Genomic DNA, 21,836 nt, shown 5'->3' with positions numbered 1-21,836 from the left:
AAACAGCCTGATTTTTTTACGATTATAGCATTTTTGTTAAACACAGGCTTTACAAATCCTGTAACATTTCTGGGTTAAAGCATTATAACTGCCATATGGAATGTTTTTTTATGGCAATATTTATCGTGGTGAGTTTCGAGTTTAAATTGGGCTATTCAAAGAGATTGATGAATGAATAAGCTATTCTCTAAATTTTTCCAATATTCCAGCTTTACTTTCCATCTTGCTGGTAAACCATCGATTGGCCTTTGTTAGAAAGTCTCGGTTATGGTAGGCATCGTATTCTGTATACAGTTTAATTAAATGCGCTTCAAGTCCCTCCAGTTGTTTTTGAGACAATCCGGTAGATGAACTAGCATTGGGGTTTTCAATGTCTGACTTGAAATTAATTGAGGATTTTATGATGACATGATTGCCAATATTTATGCTTGTATTGTAATTGTCCTTTCCACTCATATTTAATAGTAAGGGATAGGTCAATTTATCCAATGGAATATTTATTTGAATAAGCTGATCGGGTACCTCTTTGTTAACCAACCAAAACTCAGAAAATTTAGGATTTAGCCCATGTACAGTATCCAACTTGTTGATTTTTTGGATGTTTTCTTTATTTGTGATCCAATCCTCCCATGCTTTAGGTTGGTATTTCTCCAAACCAATTAAGTGTAAAAGGCTGTCTTTTCTTTTATTATCTTTTTCAAATTGATAATAAGAAACCGTGCTATCTGGAAGAAATGTTATCTCTTTGAATATGGAATTGGTATCTAAAGTAGTTAATGCAATCCATTTTTTAAGGGATAAAGTATCAGGAACGTATTTTCCAATAGGTATTGAATCCTTTAAGATCTGAAAAATACCTTCATTGAATTGAGATTTTAGGAGTAATGAATCATCCGCTATCCAAAGTTTTTCATAAAGTTGCTTTTGCGGTGTTTTAGAACTGTTTTCTCTTTGGATTATTGACCATTCCTCCTGGTCAACTAATCCATCTTTGTTAATTTTATACCATAAGGTGGAGAAATAGTTATAAGGAGGAATCTGGGATTCAAACTCATAAGTTTGCAATTGTTTGAGCATTTGCACCATGGTGTTCCACTTTGTATCTGCAAGTTTCCGGTTGTTATAGCGGTCGGTTGTAGCTTCTTTTAGGGAATCGATCTTCACTAATTCGGATTGTAAGTGATTTTCGAATAATGTGGCTTCCTCGTAACTTATAAATCGATCTTCCTGAATCTCTTTGGTCAAATCAATAAGTTCATCATGGTGGAAAAAGACTTTTTTTACCTCCACCTCAGTAAGTAAATTGATAAGTCGACCGATGGTTTGACCTCCGTTTAATTCGGCTTGTTCGATTATCCCTGCCTTTCGCGCATTTGTTTTAAGTTTCTGGACAGCATAGATTTTGACCTTTTTACTGTCCTTAAAATCCACCTTTCCATTGTAGCTCAACAAATCAAATCCAGGTATTCCTTTCTCAGGAATAAACCAGGGGTTGATATCTGCATTAAGTATTTTAGGGGCAAGGCCGAAAATATGTAATTCACCCACTTCTTCATTCAGGTAATACATATGGCTTTGCAATTCTTCGAAATCAAAACCAGCCTTTACAGTGCCCCTACCTATCATTGCCAAGCTTTTTTTAGCTTCACTGCGTGGCCTATCTGATAACTTGCTTGCATAGTAGTCAGAAGTAAAGGTTGCTGAATTCCAAAAATTGTTCCCTTCAGCATCGTACATTTCTTTTAAAGTTTTCCGAAGCCTATTTTCCCTTAATGGATCTGTAATTGAATTTGATTTATCGTTTTGTTTCAAGTAAAAAAAAGTCATGATTTCTTCAAAGAAGATCAACCGGCTGGTTTGTTCCCATTCACCTAGATAGTTGAGTTTTTCCAGAATATTGTTGCTCCCAACCTTGTCTACTAATATTTTGTTTCGGTCACGTCTTTTGAGCTGTTTTTCTGGGTCACCAATCGCTAGTCGCTGTTCTACAGTAAGCTGGTGGAAATTTTTCAGGTTTGTTATTTCCTCGACTATTATGTCGTAGGTTGCCTCTGCCAGTTGGGCAATTTCAGGTTCTTTTTGAAAGTCAATTTGCACCTCGTCAATTGATGTCAAAACTTCACCGTAATATTCGGCTGTTATCATTTGCCCAATTTCTCTAATTTCTGAAACCATATTCGCAGTAGGTTTTAAAATAGCCTTTCCCCCAAATACATTCATCGGATTCCACATATAGATCAAAACCACAGCGGCAACTACTAACAGAATTTGTAGTATAAGGCGAGCACTACCAAGGATTTGACGTATCATGGGTTTATAATATTATCAGGTAGTTGTATTTGTCTTATTTTCAATGAATCACTTTTAAAGTGAATGAAAATCTCATCAAAGTCAAAACTCTTCAATAGAGTGAACATCAATTTTCTAGCATGATTTTGACTGGTTTCTACGAGACCCATGTAGGGGAGTTGGGCCCGAATGTCCATCTCAGCTAATCTGAAAAAGGTCTCCTGATCCTCTAGATTGATTGAATTTAAGAATCGCTTAGGGTTTGATACCAACGAGTCTTCCACGAAATCTTCCGGTGGATAGGAGAAATTGATTACTTCAATCGTTGGTAAATGAAGGGTGATTTTATTTCCTTCTATTAGTATATCTTCCTCTCTTATCCGTTCAAGATTGATACCTGTTTTAATCTTAGCCCTTGAATAAGCTAAAAAGGAAGCTTCATTAATAGGTACAAAGAATATGTTTTTTTCTTTTCTTCCGAAAACTACTTTGTCTACTACAAATTCTGTCACTACCAGATCACTGGCTTGTTGGATTTTCCCAATGACCAATCCTCTTTGTTCTTCCTTACAACCTGATGCTGCAAAGACAATGAGGACAGAGGCTACCATGTATAGCAAATGCTTTTTTAAGCTGTCCATGTTTGCTCTTTTTTGAATTGCTCATAAAAGTGTTTCATTTTAATGTGATATTTATTGACCTTATAGCCACTTCCATTGTATCCATAGGCGAATGATTCCCAATCATAGTTTCCTTCATTTTCCTCGGAAATGTAGTTTATCAATGTTTTACCTCTAACTTTTTTGATTTTTATAAAGGCAAGAAAGTCAAGGAAATGGAAATATTCTGATTCATGTTGCCGGGATTCAAACACTTCCACGCTTTGATAATTACGGGATTTAATATTATGTTCAAGGTTTTCACCTAAGATTTGAAACAATCCCCAAGAAGTGGCATAGATCGCCGCTTTGGGATCAATTTTTCTTGCTTTTTCTAAACGATCATATTCTTTTATGCCCACTCGGTAATGCGTTCTCGTCCATTTTTCATAAATGATGTCCTCATTGCCTACACTCAAAGCTTTAGGGTCTTTATTGAATTTTTTTAGCCAGTACCAGAATTTATGGCCCTCAAATAAAATTTTTGCCCTTCCATCACTTAGGTGACCACGCCCAGCAGACTCTACTTTTACAATCGCCTTTATGACAGGTAAACTTATCTTGATATTGTCCTTCTCCTCCAATTCATCCAAGGCTATTCTGATGTCCATATCACTAAGCAATTTGTCATTCGTATTGTCCTTTATCTGAACATACTCCTCCCTATGCAAACTTATCTCAGGTTGGCTTTCAAAAGAAGTTGAAAGAATAGACCTTTGTTGTGTAGCCGGTGGGGCACCTTCTATTTCCAACCCATTTTCAATAGAAAATTTCCTGTCTTCCTCCTCAAAATAGGCGTTGTCAATTTCCATATTGTCCATAGGCCTGGAGGGAATATCCATTTGAGCCGATGAAAGAGAGGCTCCATTAGAGCCTTGGGCTTTGGTTCCATCCTGATTTATTACTTGCTTTGGTGTCCACCTCTCTCTCAAGTATTTCAAAGACTTATCGCCAAAGTAAAAAGCAATCATCATTAAAAATGCCGTCTCAAAAAACTCAAACTGCTGACTCAATAATGCAGCGTCCACTCCTGAATACTGAGTGCCAAAGCTGACAATCAGAAGCGACATGCCCCCCATCAAAAGCGTAAAAGCAATCATCCCTCTCACTGTCCCTGGAGGGAGACCAAAAGTTTGACTCTTATAAGGATTGTATTCCGGCATTTCCAAATCGGAGGGTTTGACAGGTATGCCTTTGCTGTGCATGTCCCTGAAATCATAAATCCGCTGCCAATCTTGATCTGTAAGTCCGTAGTTAATATTGTAATGGTATACTGACCACATAAAGTAAATTAAGAACAATGCGATCCATATAACCGTGGTGGCTAGGCCTACTGCCTGAAAAAGGTTGTCATGTTCTACATAAACGAACAGCGCTCCTAATACAGCGAAAATGACCAGGATTATGGATAAGATTACCGTTCCACGGAAGAAAAAGGTATGGTAAGGATTAAAGTTAGGGTTCCTGTCTTTTACTTTAGGACTTATATGTCTTGCTATTAGTCCATAGATAAAGCTCAAGGCAACAATGACAACGAATCCATTGGCAAATGTATGGTTGGTTGTTTCCATGCCTGGCACTATAAATATAAGTGTGGCAAGCATTATCATTACTATCGCTGCAATGTGAATGAAAATATAATTGCGTTCCGATATTAATGATGGCTTTTTATCCTGATTTTCAGGGGTTGAAGTGGCATTTTCCATGTAGTTTTTCGGTCTGTGGTCTTTCAATTATGATTTAACTATTATTAGGCATTTTCTAATTGGGGAGTGTTGGAAATCTTTTCAAACCATTCCTCATTTAGGATATTTATAGCCATCGGCTCATTTTGATCGATTTTCGGAAATATATTTTTATAAAACCTCTCAAATGCTCTTTGTGATTGAAGGATCATTTTTTCAGGTTGACTCGCATTTACCCCATCAGCGATTAAAATACAGCCCTTAGTGTCCTTGTGACTGTTACCGATATGTATGTAAACCAAGTCATAATTCGGTATCCCTTTTATTTCGATATGGTTTCGAAACCAATCAAACCTATTTCTATACCTTTGTGTCAATGGACTTAAATTGGGATTGATGCCTAGTTGGTAATGTCCTTCTGGAATCCTTGTGCCACCAGGGATTTTTTCATTGTTGTGTGTGTCTTCAAGCGTATAAGCGAAAAAAGCCTTGTCAATGAACATTAGTCCCAAAGTAGTATTTCCATCATCTACATATCTAAGAATAGTAATCAATGAATGAGGGAGAGAATTTACTTCTTGACTTTCTAATAAGGTTACAGCTTTTTTAATATCAGGCTTAATGTCCTCTTTAATTTTATCATTGCTTGGTCTCTGAATGAAAGCGGTATTTTTTTGTTCCTTGATAGCTTGATTAGAAGTAAACAAGTCTTTTATTTTTTCATACCCTTTTCTAAATAAGATAGCCAGGTAACCAATAAAGCCTATCATCCATAGCCAAATTTTTTCCAATACTTCAGGATTGGAATATAGGAATAGGGCAGCCAAAATTAATACAGCCAAAACCAGTAGGCCTGGTATTCTATTCATTTTACTTGTGTTTTATTACTGAAGGATAAAATATTGTGTTGATTCTTTGTACCTCAAAATTTAATTAATTATTTTTCAATATCAAAAGAATAAACATCATATTTTGATGGTGATAATTGGGTGTACAAAAGAATTCATTAGAATTATTTTGGTATTGTATCGTTTGTCTATTTGAAATAATTTAGGATAGTATAAGGCTGTGCTGAACCTTATAAGGTTAAAGTATATTCCTATAAATTAATTCTAGTATATTAGTCAATTGGAACAAAAGTGTAGCATACTTTTCATTCGATAAAGTAGAGAAACGAGAAGAAATCATTGGTATAGGTTTATTTTTTATATTAGGTTTAAAAAAGAAATTAAAAAATGGCTAACTACAAACTTAAAGTCAACAATAAGAATTTTGAAGTGGATGTGGATTCGGATACCCCTCTTTTATGGGTACTTCGTGACAACCTGGGTTTAATTGGAACAAAATATTCCTGCGGCATTTCTCAGTGTGGAGCCTGCACTGTACATTTAAATGATGAGGCTGTAAGGTCCTGTGGTCTGCCTGTTTCATCTATTGGAGATGCCAAAATTACAACCATTGAAGGACTTTCAGCCAATGGCGACCATCCTGTGCAAGAAGCCTGGAAAGAAGTAGATGTAGCCCAATGCGGCTATTGTCAGGCTGGTCAGATAATGACAGCGGCAGCAATGTTGAAGAAAAATCCTTCACCTTCAGAGGAGGAAGTGATTGATGGAATGAATGCTAATTTATGCCGATGTGGTACCTACCACCGAATCAAAGAAGCAGTTTTGTTGGCCTCAGCTAAAATCAAATAACCATGAACAAAGGACTAAAATCGAATAGAAGGGAATTCTTGAAAATTGCAGCAACTGCTGGCGGTGGTTTATTGATAGGCTTCAATTGGTCGGCTTGTGACTCCCCCAAAATGAACGTCATAAGCGATCAGGAGATTTATGATGAAGCGATTAATTATAATAGCTTTCTATCCATTTCCCCATCCAATCACGTGGTAATTTTTTCTCCAAATCCTGAATTGGGGCAAAACATTAAGACTTCATTTCCAATGATTGTAGCTGAGGAATTGGATGTTGATTGGGCGAATGTAAGGGTTCAACAAGCCTTTTTAGATACTGAAAAATACGATAGGCAGGTTACTGGAGGCTCCGGAGCTATGCCACATTCCTGGCAACGATTAAGACAGGCAGGAGCAACGGCAAGGCAAATGCTAATGGCGGCTGCAGCCAAGCGACTAAATGTACCTATTAGCGAATTAAAAACGGATAAAGGCAATGTAATTCATGGATCGAAAAAACTGAATTATGGAGAACTTGCCAATGAAGCTGCAACTTTGACTGTACCTGAAGAGGTGGAATTAAAAAACGTAAAAGATTTTAAAATTATTGGTACTGCTGTAAAAAACGTAGACAATGCTGCCATGTTTACGGGGCAGCCTCTTTATGGATTGGATGTATACCGAGACAATATGCTTCACGCCATGATCCAAAGGCCTCCTTTTGGAATGAAGTTGAAAAGTGTAGATGCGGATGAAGCCAAAAAGGTAAATGGGGTCAAAGAGGTAGTTACTTTTAAGGACAATGTAGCTGTTGTAGGAACGGGTACCTGGCCTTTGATGAAAGCAAGAAAATTACTTAAAATAGCTTACGAGCCTATAGACAAAGCGTTAGAATCTACCGCCTTTCACAATAATAAATTTGATGAAATGCTTAATTCAGGTGCTGCGGAAGTAAAAAGAAAAGATGGAGACGTAAATACAGCATTTAAAAACGCAGCAAGAATTATTAAAAGTGAATACCAATGTCCTTTTTTATCCCATAGCCCAATGGAACCTATGAATTTCTTTGCTAACGTGAAGGAAGACAGTGTAGAGTTGATTGGTCCTACGCAAACACCAGACAGGGCAAGAAGTGCTGCAGCAGAGATTTGTGGTATAGCACCGGAAAAGGTGAGTGTGGAGTTGACGAGGCTTGGTGGTGGTTTTGGAAGGCGACTTAGGGCTGATTTCGTTGAAGAAGCAGTAGAATTGTCAAAAATGCTTAAAGCCCCTGTTAAATTAACATGGTCAAGGGAAGATGACATTACTGGCGGGGCATATAGGCCTGCTGTTAAATATAGGTTTGAAGCTGCTTTAAATAGCAAGGATGAATTAATTGGCTATAAACTGACTGGTGTCGGTATGAATTCTGGTAATTCTACCAGGGAGAATAATTTCCCTGCCGGTGCCATAGAAAATTTGGAGATAAAGTCAATGGCATTTGATTCTCCAATTACCACTAATGCCTGGCGTGCGCCAATCACCAATTTTCTAGCTTTTGCGGAGCAATCCTTCCTGGATGAAGTTGCTGAAGCGATGGGCAAGGATCCGGTAGCCTTCAGATTGGAACTTCTGGACAAGGCCAAAGCCAAACCCGTTGGAGAAATCCACTACGATATTGACCGAATGAGAGGAGTGATTACTACTGCTGTTGAAAAGTCAGGTTGGGGCAAAAAACAAGGCGTTTCTCAGGGATTTAGCGTGTATTTCTCCCACAGGTCTTATGTAGCGCAAGTAGCTGAGGCGAGAATAGTGGATGGCAAAGCAATTTTGGATAAGATATATGCAATAACAGATTGTGGGATCGTAATCAACCCTACTGGAGCTGATCAGCAAGTAAGGGGTGGGATGTTAGACGGCATGGGACATGCCATGTTTGCTAATTTAACCTTTACGGATGGAATAGCTGATCAAAAGAATTTTGACACCTATCGATTGATAAGGATGAAGGAAATACCTGAGATCGAAACCCATTTCATCGACAATGGAATTGATCCTACCGGATTGGGAGAGCCAGCCTTACCTCCCACAGGTGGCGCAATCGCCAATGCCATCTATAAAGCTTCAGGTCGACGGTTGAGAAATCAACCTTTCTCTAATGAGGAAGCTATGAAAAATTTAAACCTGGGAAATCCGGCTTAACTTGGTTGCCAAGGTTTTAAAAAAGGAAAATTTTGAACCTATAGCTTTTAAATATTGACCACGGGTTTTTTGCCCGTGGTTTTTTTATACCATAGCTCATCGTTCAGCTATTCTAAACCCTAAATGGGTTTTTACTATTCCTGTTAAAGCAAAACAATTTCTTAGAATTTGAATTTTATTATACATCCTTGCGCAATTTTTTTATCTTGGATATTGATAACTGAAATGCACATAAGAATCACTAGTAATGGGCCTGTTTAGAAAAATAGTGGTTTAGATTCCATTTGCCATTTTCGCGTGAAAGCTTTACTTGCCTCAGTTAAATTAACCCAAAAACCTAAAAGCGCATGACTTGGTATAAATCCTATTGCTTTATTTTTCTTGCCTTTTATCTTAGTATTTCCTTTTACAACCAACCCTATTTATTTGCCACGGAAGCCGATTCACTTAGTGAAGAGGTGCTGACACACCGGTATTTGTATGTAGCTGTTCCGGGTATCCGAAATTACTTAGGTTATGGGGGCCATGGTTTGTTGGTTTTTGACATAGACAAGGGGCATGAATTTGTGAAAAGGATTCCTTTACAGGGTTTAAAAAAAGACGGTACGCCTTCAAACATAAAAGGAATAGCAGTGAGTATCCCATTGAACAGCGTCTATATCAGTACCCTTGAAGGACTTCAACGAATGGATTTAACCTCAGAGAAAATTATTTGGGAGAAGGCATTTGATGGAGGCGCTGACAGGATGTCCATTTCCCCAGATGGGATGACCATGTACCTGCCTTCCCTTGAAAAGGATTTTTGGAATGTCGTAAATTGTGATACTGGAGAAATCATTACCAAAATAAAGGTTTACGACCGAGCGCACAATACCATATATGGCCCTTCTGGAGATTTTGCCTATATGGCTGATATCAGTTCCCCTTATCTACATGTAGCAGAAACAAAAGGACATACCCTAGTTGAGAAAATCGGTCCTTTTTCTCATGGAATTAGACCCTTTACCATAAACAGTCAGGAGAGTCTTGTGTTTGTGAATGTCAATGAACTGCTGGGATTTGAGGTTGGAGATTTACAAACCGGTAAAGTGCTCGCGAGCATACAAGTTGAAGGTTGGGACAAAGGTCCGGTGAGAAGACATGGCAACCCAAGCCACGGGATTGGGCTAACTCCTGACGAAAAGGAAATTTGGATCAGTGATGGCCATAACATGCGCCTGCACCTATTTGAAGCCACAGCTCCTTATCAACAACTCACCACTATTCCATTGCAGGACATGCCAGGATGGATTACCTTTAGCCTGGATGGTAACTATGCATATCCTTCCAGTGGAGAGGTGATTGACATTAATACCAGAAAAATAATACACCTACTTCAGGACGAGCATAACAATTTTGTGGCAAGTGAAAAAATGATCGAATTGCACTTTCAAGATGGTAAAATAGTAGCAAAGGGTGATCAATTTGGTTTGGGTAGAAGAATGAAGCATTAACGGATTCTTATATTTTATAAACAATATTAAATTTAAGCAATGAATAATTCCGCAATCATAATCAGGGATAATTTGACAGAAGTTTATGAGGACGTTTATTCCTCAGGAGTCCTAGAGGCATTGGCCTACATGGCTCCATTTAATGAAGAAGTTAAAAAGTTGATGAATATAAGGCTTCGTAGAAGAAAAGAACGGAGTCAAAATGAAAGTAGAATAACATTTTTAAATCCAGAAACCAATATCCCTGGAACGAATATTAAAGTAAGTGATGCCAGGGAAGGCAATTTTGAGGGGGCTGAAATTCCTTCAGATCTTCAAAGACAGTGGATTCAGGGTACAGGTCCTGGCGCAAAGCCAAATGCCAGTCTGGAAAGTAGTATTCGAAATGTCGCTTATGCTTTGCTTTCTGGTGCAGATGGGTGGATGTTTGATGGTGAAGATGCTTTGGGACAGGTTTCCACCATGTCACTAGACAATCAGCGCAATCTCAAACTGGCTTTGCACAAATCACCCGTATTTTTATCTGTTGCCGAAGAAGTGGCTACGCAGATGAACAATTGGAGCAAAACATTTTTCGGACAGGATAAAATTCAGGATTGGAGGACACAGTTAAATTTTACAACTAAGATTTTCAGAGCCAGGGGGCTTCACCTGGATGATAGGCATATTCGCCTTAGTGATGATGCTTCCTTTTCTGCGTCCATTGCTGACTTGGTACTTTATGTGGTGAATAATGCAGATGCTTTAATTTCAGCGGGATCATCTATTGTGCTCTACTTGCCTAAAATTCAAACTGCAGAGGAAGCTGCTTTATGGAATAGAATGATCAGTGCTGTGGAAAGCCACTTGGAGCTCGAAGAGGGAACTGTGAAAGTGTATGTATTGGTGGAGCAACTAGAAGCCACTTATCAGCTAATGGAAATTAGGGCTGCCTTAGGGAAACATTTTGTAGGTTATAATACAGGTCGCTGGGATTATATCAATAGTGTCTCCGATGCCATGGCCTGGGACCAATCTTTCATTAATCCAAATATTGAATCAATTGGCATGACCTATGGCTACATGCGGAATTATGAAGACAGGGTAAGAAGGGCTGTGAATACGCCAGATATGAATGGCAACTTTGCACTCTGGCAAGGAGGTATGGAGCCAAATATCCCCGTTGGATCAACAGAAGGAGTTAACTCAAGTATGGAGAAAGCCTTGGCAGGAGCAGAGAGAGAACTTCAGGAGGGAGCCAGTGGAAAGTGGGTGGCCCATTGGAAAATGGTTCATATCGTGCGTCCGGTTTGGGAAAAAAAGAATGAAGCCAATCAGATGGGTAGGGCTTTTGAAAGGCTAAGCTATACTCAAGAAGATGCCGATGGACTGATTTATCTTGAACCAGCCCCCAGAACCATCCGAGGTGCAAGAAATTTATTAAGTGTAGGGCTACAATACGGCAATGCCTTTGGGCAAGGCATGCAGGCGGCTGCCTTAAAGCCTGCTGATTTTTTTGGAGATGAGAATGTACTCTATTTAATGGAAGACATGGCAACGGGCGAAATTCGGCTAAGTATTCTTTGGGAGTGGCTGCACAAACATGCCGAGATTACTTCAGCAGATGCCGAATCTGGTGTAGAAGAAGGGGCTATTTTTACTCAGCAGTTGTTTGATAGATTGCTTGAAGAAGAATATGACAAACTGCTGAAAGCCAGTAGTAAAGATGTACATGATGCCTCTAAAGTGACCACGCTTCCCATCGCCAAATCCATTGTTAAAAAATATGTTGGAGAGGAAAAGAAGATCCCTTGGTTTATAGACTTGTTGAATATCAATCTTAATAATTTGGATTTAAAAATAGCTGATAAAAGGATCGATCTTTACATTAAACTCTTGAATGAAAAAGGGGAGCGGGTGACTGAAAACCTTGATTTTACCCTATGATGCTGATTGCTTAATCCTTCACAATAGCTCCTGAAAATGTCACAGAATCTTTTGTTTTTTCTTGCTGCTTTTCCAATTCTGGTAGCATCTATTATGTTAGTAGGTTTTCGTATAGCTGCAAAGTTCACCATGCCTGCGACTTTCTTGCTTACGGCATTTCTGGCGTTTGTCTTTTGGGACATGTCTTATGTTACCATTTTGGCTTCCTCCATTCAAAGTTTGTTTATCACTTTTGATATTCTATACATTGTTTTTGGGGCCATTCTATTGCTTAATTTCCTCAAATTTTCTGGAGCCGTAGACCGTATTCGGGATGGCTTTTATGGCATCAGTAAAGACCGAAGAATTCAGGTAATTATTATTGTCTGGCTCTTTGGGTCTTTTCTTGAGGGAGCGGCTGGATTTGGTACTCCTGCTGCTATTGTTGCCCCATTATTGGTAGCGCTTGGTTTTCCTGCCCTGGCAGCCGTCGTCCTGGGCATGATGGTACAAAGTACAGCGGTTACCTTCGGTGCTGTAGGGACACCCATATTGGTGGGGATTAAAGGTGGTTTGGAGCGTCCTGAATTGACGGCTAGATTGGATCAGATGGGGATGAACATGACCGACCTTTTGAATATAGTAACTGGGAATTCAGCGATTATCCATGCCATAGTAGGAAGTTTTATGCCTTTTTTAATGGTGTTGATGCTTTGTCGGTTCTTCGGCAAAAACAGGTCGTGGAAAGAAGGATTTCAAGTTTTTCCTTTTGCTATTTTTGCTGGACTTTCTTTTACTGTTCCCTATTTGATTACGGGATTGTTTTTAGGTCCAGAGTTTCCCTCGCTAATTGGTGCTTTGGTAGGGCTGTCACTCGTTGTTTATGCTGCTAAAAGAGGCTTCTTGGTGCCAAAATCTGTTTGGGAGATGGAGGAAGCGAGCAAATGGCCTGAAGACTGGCTAGGTGCGGCAAATTTGAAAAGCCCTAAAGTCCTGCCAGGTATCCCTTCCGCAAAACCTAAAATTTCATTGAAATTGGCCTGGCTTCCCTACTTTCTGTTGGCGATTTTGCTGGTGTTAAGTAGGTTGCCACAGTTGCCTATTAAAGGTTGGTTTACTAGTTTTTCTTTTGGGTTGAGTCAGATTTTTGCCACCAGCGTCTCAGCTTCCAGTACTCCTTTGTATTTGCCTGGGACACTTTTGCTTATCGTATGTGGGCTTACTTATTTTCTTCATGGAATGAATAAGAAGGAAGTAGTGGCGGCTTTTACCGAGAGTAGCCAAATGATCTTTAAAGCCGGGGCAGTTCTATTATTTGCTGTAGCGATGGTCAGGGTCTATATAAATTCTGGCGAAAATGCTTCTGGATTGTTGTCCATGCCTATATTGATGGCGGAGTGGACCGCTGCTAAAGTGGGGATGATCTATCCTTTCTTTGCGCCTACCATAGGAGCGTTAGGTGCCTTTATAGCGGGTAGTAATACCATTAGTAATTTGATGTTTAGCTTGTTTCAATTCGGTGTTGCGGATACCCTTGATATGCCTCCTACCTGGATTTTAGCACTACAGGCCGTAGGTGCTGCGGCAGGTAATATGATCGCCATCCACAATGTAGTAGCAGCTTCTGCCACTGTAGGTTTATTGGGTAAAGAAGGGAGTGTGCTTCGGAAAACTATTTTCCCTACGCTTTATTATTTGGTTGCTACTGGTTTGATTGGCTTTATCCTGATTGGAATTGTGGGTGTTGCAGATCAATTTATGGTCATAATTTGATGTTTATCCATTATTTAGTTGATAAATTAGAATATCCATCAATAAATAGATAAATTGAATTATCGTTTAAAATGTAGATAAACAAGTTATTGATGATTGGAATAATTACAGGGGACCTGATCAACTCAAGGAAGGTGGCAGCAGCACAATGGATGCGGGAATTAAAGAAAGAATTGAATGAATGGGGCAATGAAGGTAAAGATTGGGAAATTTATAGAGGTGACAGCTTTCAATTGAGGATAAAAAATCCGGGTGAGTTGCTAAATGCTGCAATTCTGCTCAAGGCAGCCATCAAATCAATGGATCCTTTAGACATTCGAATGGGGCTGGGTATTGGTGAGGAAAATTTCACTGCTGACCGTTTATTAGAAAACAATGGTACCGCTTATGTTTACTCAGGGGAGGTGTTTGAAGACCTTGAAAAAATGCATCAGGGGATGCTGCTCAAGAGTGATTTCGACGAGCTAGACCAGGAAATAAACCTGATGCTTAGACTTGCATTAACAATATTGGACGATTGGTCCGTAAATTCCTCTAAGATGGTTTATTTGGCATTCAAGTACCCCACAAAAAATCAAACGGAATTAGGGGATATGGAAGGTATAAGTCAGAATTCCGTAAGTGCCAGACTTTCCAGAGCCAATTTTGAAGTGATTAAAACATTGGTGGACTACTTTCCAAATCGAGTAGCAAAATTCTTATCATGATTGTACTAATAAAATTAATTTTAGCCCATTTATTGGGGGATTTTGTACTGCAACCTAACCGTTGGGTGCACGCAAAAGAAGCAAAGAAGCTTAGGACTTACCAGCTGTACGTACACCTGTTGATTCATGGCGCACTAACCATGTTGTTCATTGCAGAACTTTCCTTTTGGCCCTATGCGGTGGCCATCATGCTCGTTCATGGGGTAATTGATGTGACCAAGCTCTATGCACAAAAGGAGCAAACCAAAAGGTATTGGTTTTTTATTGACCAGTTGGGCCACATCATTACTTTGATTGTAGTGGTAGGAATCCTAGATCCGACGCTTATAGCTTTGATTTACCCTATATCGGAGAAACATTGGTTGGTAGTTACCTTGATGGTGTTTTTATCCTTGCCTGCATCAATAATCATTAAGACCGTAATTTCTAAATGGACTCCTGCTGCCGATGATGAAATTGGTTCATTAGAAAAAGCAGGGCAATACATCGGTATACTTGAGCGCTGGTTTGTATTGGTGTTTATTGTGGCGGGAAAATGGGAAGCCATTGGCTTTCTGGTAGCTGCCAAATCAGTGTTTAGGTTTGGTGATTTAAAGGAATCAAAAGATAGGAAATTAACAGAGTACATTTTAATTGGAACCCTTGTCAGCTTTGGTTTGGCCATTTTATGTGGATGGATCTACGAACAATATTAGCTCTGACCTCTACAATACGAATTGTCCAAAATAAGAGATAGAAAGGCTAAAAATCACTATTCTATTAGCTTGAACTTGAAGTTAGAAAATGGTCTAAGCTGTGATAGTCTTGAAATACCACTTGCAGACAATTGCAAAATCCGATGATACCCTCCTGTAACCTGGGCATCCTTCATTAAGATAATAATTTTTCCGGCATGGGTTAATTGAACCGTTCCAGGGTAAACTGGGCTTGAAATAAGCTCAGAAAGTTCATGCCTTAGTTTTTCAACCAGATGGATGCCCATTCTATTTTGAATGGTGGACAGTGTAAATGGGGTATTAGTCAAGGTAAATTGTTGTTTCTTGTTCAGGGAGGTGAAAGAAGGGCCTCGATAAGCAGGAATAAAAACCATTTGAGGCAAATTCTTGGATTTAATTTTAGCAAAGTCCGAAGGTATAGTATTTGGTGAACTGGAATAAAATAGCATATCACTATTGGAAAATTTTGACAATGGAGTGATTTTAGGATAAAAACTTTGACTGCCCAAGACTTTTTCACTTGCAAAAGTGCCATTTATAGCCATATAGAGCCATTGTCCCTGACTGAAAGGGGAAATGTTAAGTCTTGAATAGGCCGACACATTGATGATCTCATTGGTTGCATATACTTTGGAATCAACTTCTATTTTTGCATTGGCACCGGTGCAAACTATTTGGCAACTTTCGGTGAAATACAGGTTGATATTCCCCATATAAATTTCCAGACAAGCGGCACCAGGATCTTTTCGGACAAGTAAATTGGCTAGATGAAAAGCTTCTTCATCCATTGGGCCTGACAAAGGAATTCCCTTGTCCACAAGATCAAATCTGCCCTTGTCTTGAATGGTGGTGAATAATCCCGCTTTAACAAAAACTAGCTTACCCAAAGTATGGTTCTTTTTCCCAATGATGAATACTACCTTCTTGAATCTCCATATAGCGCTGTTGAGAAATGGCTGCAAACTGAATCTTATCTCCAGGATTAAAAGGTAGGTTAATTTTGCCATTTTCAAAAATTAGTACTGGCGTTTTGCCTACCACATACCAACCTCCAGGACTGTCCACAGGATAAATGCCTGTTTGAGAGCCACCAATGGCAACACTACCTTGAGAAATTTTTCTGTCTGGAATTTTTTTTCTTTTAATATGCAAGGGTTCTGGCAAGCCTCCCAAATACATGAAGCCAGGTAAAAAACCATAGAAGTACAAGAGAAAACTTTGAGAAGTATGAAGCGCAACCAAGGTATCCAAATCCATGTTTTTCTCTTCCAGGTACTTGCTTTGTGAGGGGGCTACCTCCGGATCATAGCAAACCGGAACGGTCCAAACCCACCTTTGAGGTAATTGGTGGCTTTCCAAGGGATGTTGAATTTCCGATTTCACCCAAGCAATGAATTCAGCTGTTGGGGCTCCTTCTTTAAGCTGAATACTCAACACCTGATAACTGTGATAGATGGAGGTAATGTTCAAATGCCACTGATTTTCAATGCTATTTTTAAGGACAATAATTTCCATTAAAACATCCTCAGAAATGATTTCTGGCCAGTTTAGCTCAATGATTCTAGGTCCTTGGGAGAAGATTTTTACCGGATATTTCATCTTTCGTGATTACCTAAGTCAAATTAGAGGAGCAAGTAATTGAGCGATTTCGAGGGCTTTTGGATGATCTCCATGGATACAGAGTGTATCTACTTTGATCGCATACTCTTTCTTATCGATGGCCAAAATCCTTCCTGAATTCACCATTGACAAGACTTGTTGTTTTATAATTTCTAAATTGGTGATTAAGGCCTCGGGATGCTTTCGGCTAACCAATTCGGATCCTGTCAAATACGCTCGGTCTGCAAAACCTTCATATTTAATGGGAATATTATGTAAGAGCGCTTCCTCAGCCATGCAGGAGCCATATGGAGCATAGAGCAATACCTCGTCATAGTGAGTAGCTATAAGTTGGGCCAACTGGTGGGCTAATTTTTGGGAAGTAAGGCTGGACAGGTACAAAGCGCCATGAAATTTTATATGATGCAATGACCTATTTTCAGCGGCAGCCAATTCTTTGACCAAGGAAATTTGTTGAACCAAACTTTCCTCCAGCACTGAAAAGGAAATAGCCATTGGTAACCTTCCAAAGTTAATGCGATCAGGATAGGAGGGGTGTGCGCCTATTTTTACCTGGTGTTTCTTAGCAAGTTTTATTGTTTCCATCACAGTTTGGGCATTACCTATATGTCCACCAGCTGCGATATTACAACTCCCCAAGTAAGGCATGATGGTTTTGTCGTTAGGCATCCCTTCTCCCAAATCACAATTTAGATCAACATTTACAGTCATAGCTACAAGAATACAATCTATTTGTAAGAAAATGGGCTATTTTGAGTTAGAATAATTCGGAGCCTCTCACAATTTATACTTTGCTGCAACATTATGCGTTTTCTTTTCGTCTTGAAGATAAAGATTAAGGAAAAATTTATGAAATATATAATCAGCTTATTGGTAATATCCCTTGGTGTTTTTTTTTCAGCCTGTAGCCCTGTACGTGTCTTTTTGGAAAAAAATGAAGTAGCCAGTATTGATGCTTACCAAACATTTTATGTCATCAATCAATATTACGACAAGGATGCTTTTGAGTCTCCTGTTTTGGAAGAAAACCTGAAACATAGGCTTTCCGAAGGAATGAGAGAAATGGGTTTTGAGCAGAGTGAAGCCAATCCTGACCTTATAGTAAGGTATAACACAAACCTGACCGATCGACAGAAAGAAGTGAACAACATGCCCATGATGGGCCCTTATTCCGGATATGGGATGTACAGTCCCTATATGATGCCCTACGGAGTTGGTAGAAGCTCCTATAGTGTTGAAAAATACGATATGGGAGAATTGGTAATAGATTTTATTGATACCAAACAAGACAAAGTGGTGATGAGAATTAGTGCAGTTGGAGAGATTACGAAGCCTAAACAAAAGACGAAAAACCTGTTCACATCCGTGGAAAAAATTCTGAAAGCCTTTTCAAAAAATGTGCTGTCTTAAATCCTTACCGATTAAGACTGATTCAATTGTTTATGGGTGCTTTTTCTCTACCGTGGTAGGGAATGATGCTTTACCGTATGCATACTAAATGGTTTTGGCGGTATTGTTGTTTTTACCAATAACAATACCCCAAAATGACCTCAAATTAGTTTAATCAACTTAATTTTTATTTCATCAAGCAGGGTTTGTAGCCCCTTAACAGCATTAATAACGGTGTTACTTTTACATTATAGCGCTGCTATTTTTAAGCGTCAATTATAGAACCAGGTTATAATTGGCTTTTAAGGTTTGATAAACCAAGTTTACTGGCAATCCCATTACGTTGTAATATGACCCTTCAATGTGGTCTATGCCAACAAATCCTATCCATTCTTGTATGCCATAAGCCCCTGCCTTGTCAAATGGTTGGAAATGGTGGACATAATGAGAAATTTCTGTTTTAGATAAAGTTGAAAAACGAACCTGGGTTTGATCACTAAATATTCGTTTTTGATTAGTATCAGCTATACAAACACCTGTGGTTACCAGGTGCGTTTTCCCATTGATTAAATCCAGCATTTCTATCGCTTCCTTTTCATCTTGAGGTTTGTTGAGGATGCTATGGCCAGCGATAACGATGGTGTCAGCCGTTATCAACACTTCATTTCCTTTCAGATGGGGGAGGAAGTTATTTGCTTTTTTTTCAGCAAGATAGGCCGCGACTTTTTCTGGATCTAAAGTTTCAGGGTAAGTCTCATCTGTTTGCATCGTTTTCACCACAAACTTTAAACCCAAATCCTTTAATAGCTGTTGTCTTCTTGGTGAATTGGAAGAAAGGATGATGCTTTTATTGCTGATTTCCATGATTTAATTTTTGATTTTTAATTTGTCTTTTTAATCTAATGCGATGTAAAAATTGAATATGGTCGAATTATACTGATTATCATTGAACCTACAATCCATCAAATTTTCCATCCCTATTATCAGTTTAAAATCAAATGTTAAGAATGTCGTTCTTCTTTTTTATTGTCTCAGCACTATGCAGACCTCTTGTTTGCCTGTAAAGGTAGCCCTTGCTAAGAGGGTTATTACAGAAACATGGTTTAATAAATTATAAATTTTGAAAGCGGAAATTACCAAAAGTCGATGTAATTTTGTTGAATCAACTTAAAAACCTTATTTTTGAACGTTAATTACGCTATTTAAATAGTAATTTGTTAAACATCAAAGTAAATACACATTGGATATATTTGAAAAACTGAACACCAATCTCGGTCCTTTGGGAAAACATTCCGAGTTATCAGAAGGATATTTCATGTTTCCAAAATTGGAGGGTGAGATAGCTCCTAGAATGAAATTTAGAGGTAAGGAAGTTCTGAATTGGAGTTTAAATAACTATTTGGGATTAGCCAATCAGCCAGAAGTAAGGCAAGCAGATACAGATGCTGCTACAAAATGGGGAGCAGCATACCCAATGGGTGCCAGAATGATGTCTGGGAATACTGATCTTCATGAGCAACTTGAGAATGATTTGGCTGAATTTGTAGGCAAAGAAAAAACGTACCTGTTAAATTACGGTTATCAGGGAATCATGAGTGTTATCGATTCACTTATCGATCGCAAAGACGTAATCGTATACGATGGTGAGTGTCACGCTTGTATAATAGATGCCTTGCGCATGCATATGGGGAAAAGGTTTGTTTTTCCTCATAACGATATGGAAAGCTGTGAAAAACAACTTGTTAGAGCAGAGAGATTAACTAAAGAAACTGGTGGCGGTATTCTGGTTATTACTGAAGGGGTATTTGGTATGACCGGTGATATGGGCAAATTAAAAGAAATCGTAGCGCTTAAAGAAAAATTTCAATTCCGCTTATTAGTAGATGATGCGCATGGCTTTGGTACTATGGGTAAAACGGGTGCTGGAAGCGGGGAGGAGCAAGGAGTTCAAGGTCAAATAGATCTGTATTTTTCTACTTTTGCTAAGTCGATGGCAAGTATTGGCGCGTTTATTGCAGGAGATGAAAAAGTAATTCATTACCTTAAATACAACATGCGTTCTCAGATATTTGCCAAAGCACTTCCTTTAATCATGGTTGAAGGCGCTTTGAAACGTTTAGACTTGTTGAAGAACAGGCCTGAATTTAAAGCAAACCTTTGGAAGATTGTTCATGCATTACAAAATGGATTGAAAGAAAAAGGATTCAGTATTGGTAATACTAATTCTCCTGTCACTCCAGTTGTTTTGAATGGCACAGTCGGTGAAGCGGCTACATTGAGTAAGGATTTGAGAGAAAACTATAATATCTTTTGTTCAGTAGTTATTTACCCTGTTGTTCCAAAAGGAATGATTATATTGCGTTTAATCCCTACTGCAGTTCATAGTCTTGAAGACGTAGTTGAGACAATTTCTGCTTTTGAAGCGATAAAAGAAAAATTGAACAGTGGGTATTATAAAACCACAGAATTAGCGGCCTCTTTTGGTGAATAAAGTCAGAAAACACTGCTTATACTGTAAATTTATAAAGTATTTTACTATATTGAATCAAAAAACAATTTCATCATCAACCTAAATAAACTTTTAATTATGAACAGATTTAATGAAATCAAAGATCTTATAATGTCACTTGAAGCTGATTTTGACAAATTTTATGATAAGAAAAATCAAGCAGCTGGAACAAGAGTAAGAAAAGGCATGCAAGATTTGAAAAATTTATCTCAGGAAATTAGAAAAGAAGTTCAGGAGATCAAGAATAATTGATTTAAAGATTTTAATAAAAAAGGGAGACTTATTAATTTAAGTCTCCCTTTTTATTTTATTTCAAAATTACCCTCTATAATAGGTTTACTTTACTCTAAATGAGGGGAGTAAAATAAATTTGTATTGATTTTTGCTGCTGCAGCAACTATTTTGTTTTTAAGCTCTATTGAGGCTTTTAAAAGTGGAAGCCTCACATTGCTCTCACATATTCCTAAATGTTCCATTAGGCATTTCACACCTACTGGATTGCTTTCTTCATACAACAATGGATTAATATCTAGCAAACTGAACGTTCCTTTTTTAGAATATTCACCATTTCCATGAATTATAGCTCCCATTATTTCAGGGTAGGCATTGGCAATAACTGAAATCACACCTTCCGCTCCAATACTTCTCATAGGAGTAGTGTTCATGTCATCACCTGATATCAAAAGAAAATCGTCAGGTTTTCCATTGGCAATTCGCATGCATTGCTCCAGGTCTCCACTAGCTTCTTTAATGCCAATTATATTTTTATGCTTGGCCAGTTTTAATGTCGTAATAGCGCTTAGATTAGACATTGTTCTTCCTGGTACATTGTATAAGATTACCGGTACCGGACATTTATCCGCCAAAGCCTCATAATGCGCTATTATCCCAGCTTGACTAGGTTTATTATAATAGGGACTAACGGAAAGCACACCAGCAATTTCCGAAAAATCAATTTTATCTAAAGCAGCTAAAATTCCTGCTGTATTGTTGCCCCCAAGACCATAAACGATAGGAACTCTTGAGCGATTTATCTTTTTGGTGAAAGACAATACTTCTAATTTCTCTTCTTCAGAAAGTGTGGCGGACTCACCTGTAGTACCTTGTACCACCAGATAATCCACATTGCCCAGAATTACATGCTCAATAACACTTTCTAAAGCAGGGTAATCAATTGCTCCATCTGCTTTAAAAGGAGTTATTAACGCCACTCCGGTACCTGTAAACTTTTTCAT

19 protein-coding genes are annotated in these 21,836 nt (G+C 38.5%); 10 read left to right on the top strand and 9 right to left on the bottom strand.

Features of this window, described 5'->3' with window-relative positions; translation table 11 throughout:
• Window positions 1–180: 180 nt before the first annotated feature.
• From AAC073_RS17540 to AAC073_RS17525, 4 genes are read right to left on the bottom strand one after another with little or no spacing between them, the layout of a single operon-like run.
• Complete coding sequence (locus AAC073_RS17540; RefSeq protein WP_339925104.1) at window positions 181–2,310, bottom strand: DUF4230 domain-containing protein; 2,130 nt, start codon at window positions 2,308–2,310, stop codon at window positions 181–183.
• Window positions 2,307–2,930 carry a DUF4230 domain-containing protein gene (locus AAC073_RS17535; protein ID WP_339925103.1) on the bottom strand — a complete coding sequence of 208 codons (624 nt, stop codon included), beginning with the start codon at window positions 2,928–2,930 and terminating at the stop codon, window positions 2,307–2,309. Before AAC073_RS17535 ends, AAC073_RS17540 begins: the two co-directional genes overlap by 4 nt.
• Entirely contained in the window at window positions 2,918–4,681 is a 1,764-nt protein-coding gene (locus AAC073_RS17530; RefSeq protein ID WP_339925102.1) for an N-acetylmuramidase domain-containing protein, read from the bottom strand. The genes AAC073_RS17535 and AAC073_RS17530 overlap by 13 nt, the downstream gene beginning before the upstream one ends.
• A 17-nt stretch (window positions 4,682–4,698) precedes the next feature.
• Entirely contained in the window at window positions 4,699–5,502 is an 804-nt protein-coding gene (locus AAC073_RS17525) for a DUF5675 family protein (protein WP_339925101.1), read from the bottom strand.
• A 366-nt stretch (window positions 5,503–5,868) separates the two neighbouring features.
• On the opposite strand from AAC073_RS17525, the gene AAC073_RS17520 reads away from it, so the two are divergent.
• The 7 genes from AAC073_RS17520 (at window position 5,869) to AAC073_RS17490 (ending at window position 15,062) form a co-directional block, all read left to right on the top strand.
• Window positions 5,869–6,330: a (2Fe-2S)-binding protein gene (locus AAC073_RS17520; protein ID WP_339925100.1), complete on the top strand. Its 462-nt coding sequence runs from the start codon at window positions 5,869–5,871 to the stop codon at window positions 6,328–6,330.
• Between the two features lie 2 nt (window positions 6,331–6,332).
• Window positions 6,333–8,489: a molybdopterin cofactor-binding domain-containing protein gene (locus AAC073_RS17515; protein WP_339925099.1), complete on the top strand. Its 2,157-nt coding sequence runs from the start codon at window positions 6,333–6,335 to the stop codon at window positions 8,487–8,489.
• 347 nt (window positions 8,490–8,836) lie between these two features.
• Complete coding sequence (locus tag AAC073_RS17510) at window positions 8,837–9,982, top strand: hypothetical protein (protein WP_339925098.1); 1,146 nt, start codon at window positions 8,837–8,839, stop codon at window positions 9,980–9,982.
• A 39-nt stretch (window positions 9,983–10,021) separates the two neighbouring features.
• Complete coding sequence (locus tag AAC073_RS17505; RefSeq protein ID WP_339925097.1) at window positions 10,022–11,908, top strand: malate synthase; 1,887 nt, start codon at window positions 10,022–10,024, stop codon at window positions 11,906–11,908.
• A 36-nt stretch (window positions 11,909–11,944) separates the two neighbouring features.
• On the top strand, window positions 11,945–13,660 hold the full coding sequence (locus tag AAC073_RS17500) for an L-lactate permease (RefSeq protein WP_339925096.1): 1,716 nt from the start codon (window positions 11,945–11,947) through the stop codon (window positions 13,658–13,660).
• Between the two features lie 92 nt (window positions 13,661–13,752).
• On the top strand, window positions 13,753–14,367 hold the full coding sequence (locus tag AAC073_RS17495) for a transcriptional regulator (protein ID WP_339925095.1): 615 nt from the start codon (window positions 13,753–13,755) through the stop codon (window positions 14,365–14,367).
• Entirely contained in the window at window positions 14,364–15,062 is a 699-nt protein-coding gene (locus AAC073_RS17490) for a DUF3307 domain-containing protein (RefSeq protein WP_339925094.1), read from the top strand. Before AAC073_RS17495 ends, AAC073_RS17490 begins: the two co-directional genes overlap by 4 nt.
• Before the next feature lie 56 nt (window positions 15,063–15,118).
• Here the strand turns inward: AAC073_RS17490 and AAC073_RS17485 are convergent, their stop codons facing one another.
• The 3 genes from AAC073_RS17485 to AAC073_RS17475 are packed head-to-tail and all read right to left on the bottom strand — an operon-like array spanning window position 15,119 to window position 17,414.
• Window positions 15,119–15,970, bottom strand: a complete 852-nt coding sequence (locus AAC073_RS17485; RefSeq protein WP_339925093.1) for a biotin-dependent carboxyltransferase family protein — start codon at window positions 15,968–15,970, stop codon at window positions 15,119–15,121.
• Entirely contained in the window at window positions 15,963–16,682 is a 720-nt protein-coding gene (locus AAC073_RS17480; RefSeq protein ID WP_339925092.1) for a carboxyltransferase domain-containing protein, read from the bottom strand. The genes AAC073_RS17485 and AAC073_RS17480 overlap by 8 nt, the downstream gene beginning before the upstream one ends.
• An 18-nt stretch (window positions 16,683–16,700) precedes the next feature.
• Window positions 16,701–17,414: a LamB/YcsF family protein gene (locus tag AAC073_RS17475; protein WP_339925091.1), complete on the bottom strand. Its 714-nt coding sequence runs from the start codon at window positions 17,412–17,414 to the stop codon at window positions 16,701–16,703.
• A 138-nt stretch (window positions 17,415–17,552) separates the two neighbouring features.
• Between AAC073_RS17475 and AAC073_RS17470 the strand changes: the two genes are divergently transcribed.
• Window positions 17,553–18,113 (top strand): DUF4136 domain-containing protein, encoded by a 561-nt coding sequence (locus AAC073_RS17470; protein WP_339925090.1) that lies wholly within the window; start codon window positions 17,553–17,555, stop codon window positions 18,111–18,113.
• Between the two features lie 255 nt (window positions 18,114–18,368).
• Here AAC073_RS17470 and AAC073_RS17465 read toward each other — a convergent pair whose 3' ends face one another.
• Window positions 18,369–18,956, bottom strand: a complete 588-nt coding sequence (locus AAC073_RS17465) for a Maf family nucleotide pyrophosphatase (protein ID WP_339925089.1) — start codon at window positions 18,954–18,956, stop codon at window positions 18,369–18,371.
• Window positions 18,957–19,332: 376 nt separating this feature from the next.
• Between AAC073_RS17465 and AAC073_RS17460 the strand changes: the two genes are divergently transcribed.
• Window positions 19,333–20,583 carry an aminotransferase class I/II-fold pyridoxal phosphate-dependent enzyme gene (locus AAC073_RS17460; RefSeq protein ID WP_339925088.1) on the top strand — a complete coding sequence of 417 codons (1,251 nt, stop codon included), beginning with the start codon at window positions 19,333–19,335 and terminating at the stop codon, window positions 20,581–20,583.
• A gap of 96 nt (window positions 20,584–20,679) precedes the next feature.
• On the top strand, window positions 20,680–20,853 hold the full coding sequence (locus AAC073_RS17455; protein WP_339925087.1) for a histone H1: 174 nt from the start codon (window positions 20,680–20,682) through the stop codon (window positions 20,851–20,853).
• An 89-nt stretch (window positions 20,854–20,942) separates the two neighbouring features.
• Here the strand turns inward: AAC073_RS17455 and dapA are convergent, their stop codons facing one another.
• The gene (gene dapA, locus AAC073_RS17450) at window positions 20,943–21,836 is read right to left on the bottom strand and encodes a 4-hydroxy-tetrahydrodipicolinate synthase (RefSeq protein ID WP_339925086.1); all 894 of its coding nucleotides are present in this window, start codon (window positions 21,834–21,836) and stop codon (window positions 20,943–20,945) included.

This window comes from uncultured Cyclobacterium sp., assembly GCF_963977555.1.
Classification (GTDB): Bacteria; Bacteroidota; Bacteroidia; order Cytophagales; family Cyclobacteriaceae; genus Cyclobacterium.
Note: the sequence above shows the minus strand (reverse complement) of the source record. Positions and strands in the feature narration are given on the sequence as shown.

Coding starts and splice junctions, on each gene's coding strand:
- AAC073_RS17540 (WP_339925104.1), bottom strand. CDS start 2,310: ATGATACGTCAAATCCTTGGTAGTGCTCGCCTTATACTACAAATTCTG.
- AAC073_RS17535 (WP_339925103.1), bottom strand. CDS start 2,930: ATGGACAGCTTAAAAAAGCATTTGCTATACATGGTAGCCTCTGTCCTC.
- AAC073_RS17525 (WP_339925101.1), bottom strand. CDS start 5,502: ATGAATAGAATACCAGGCCTACTGGTTTTGGCTGTATTAATTTTGGCT.
- AAC073_RS17520 (WP_339925100.1), top strand. CDS start 5,869: ATGGCTAACTACAAACTTAAAGTCAACAATAAGAATTTTGAAGTGGAT.
- AAC073_RS17515 (WP_339925099.1), top strand. CDS start 6,333: ATGAACAAAGGACTAAAATCGAATAGAAGGGAATTCTTGAAAATTGCA.
- AAC073_RS17510 (WP_339925098.1), top strand. CDS start 8,837: ATGACTTGGTATAAATCCTATTGCTTTATTTTTCTTGCCTTTTATCTT.
- AAC073_RS17505 (WP_339925097.1), top strand. CDS start 10,022: ATGAATAATTCCGCAATCATAATCAGGGATAATTTGACAGAAGTTTAT.
- AAC073_RS17500 (WP_339925096.1), top strand. CDS start 11,945: ATGTCACAGAATCTTTTGTTTTTTCTTGCTGCTTTTCCAATTCTGGTA.
- AAC073_RS17495 (WP_339925095.1), top strand. CDS start 13,753: ATGATTGGAATAATTACAGGGGACCTGATCAACTCAAGGAAGGTGGCA.
- AAC073_RS17490 (WP_339925094.1), top strand. CDS start 14,364: ATGATTGTACTAATAAAATTAATTTTAGCCCATTTATTGGGGGATTTT.
- AAC073_RS17480 (WP_339925092.1), bottom strand. CDS start 16,682: ATGAAATATCCGGTAAAAATCTTCTCCCAAGGACCTAGAATCATTGAG.
- AAC073_RS17475 (WP_339925091.1), bottom strand. CDS start 17,414: ATGACTGTAAATGTTGATCTAAATTGTGATTTGGGAGAAGGGATGCCT.
- AAC073_RS17470 (WP_339925090.1), top strand. CDS start 17,553: ATGAAATATATAATCAGCTTATTGGTAATATCCCTTGGTGTTTTTTTT.
- AAC073_RS17465 (WP_339925089.1), bottom strand. CDS start 18,956: ATGGAAATCAGCAATAAAAGCATCATCCTTTCTTCCAATTCACCAAGA.
- AAC073_RS17455 (WP_339925087.1), top strand. CDS start 20,680: ATGAACAGATTTAATGAAATCAAAGATCTTATAATGTCACTTGAAGCT.
- dapA (WP_339925086.1), bottom strand. CDS start 21,836: ATGAAAAAGTTTACAGGTACCGGAGTGGCGTTAATAACTCCTTTTAAA.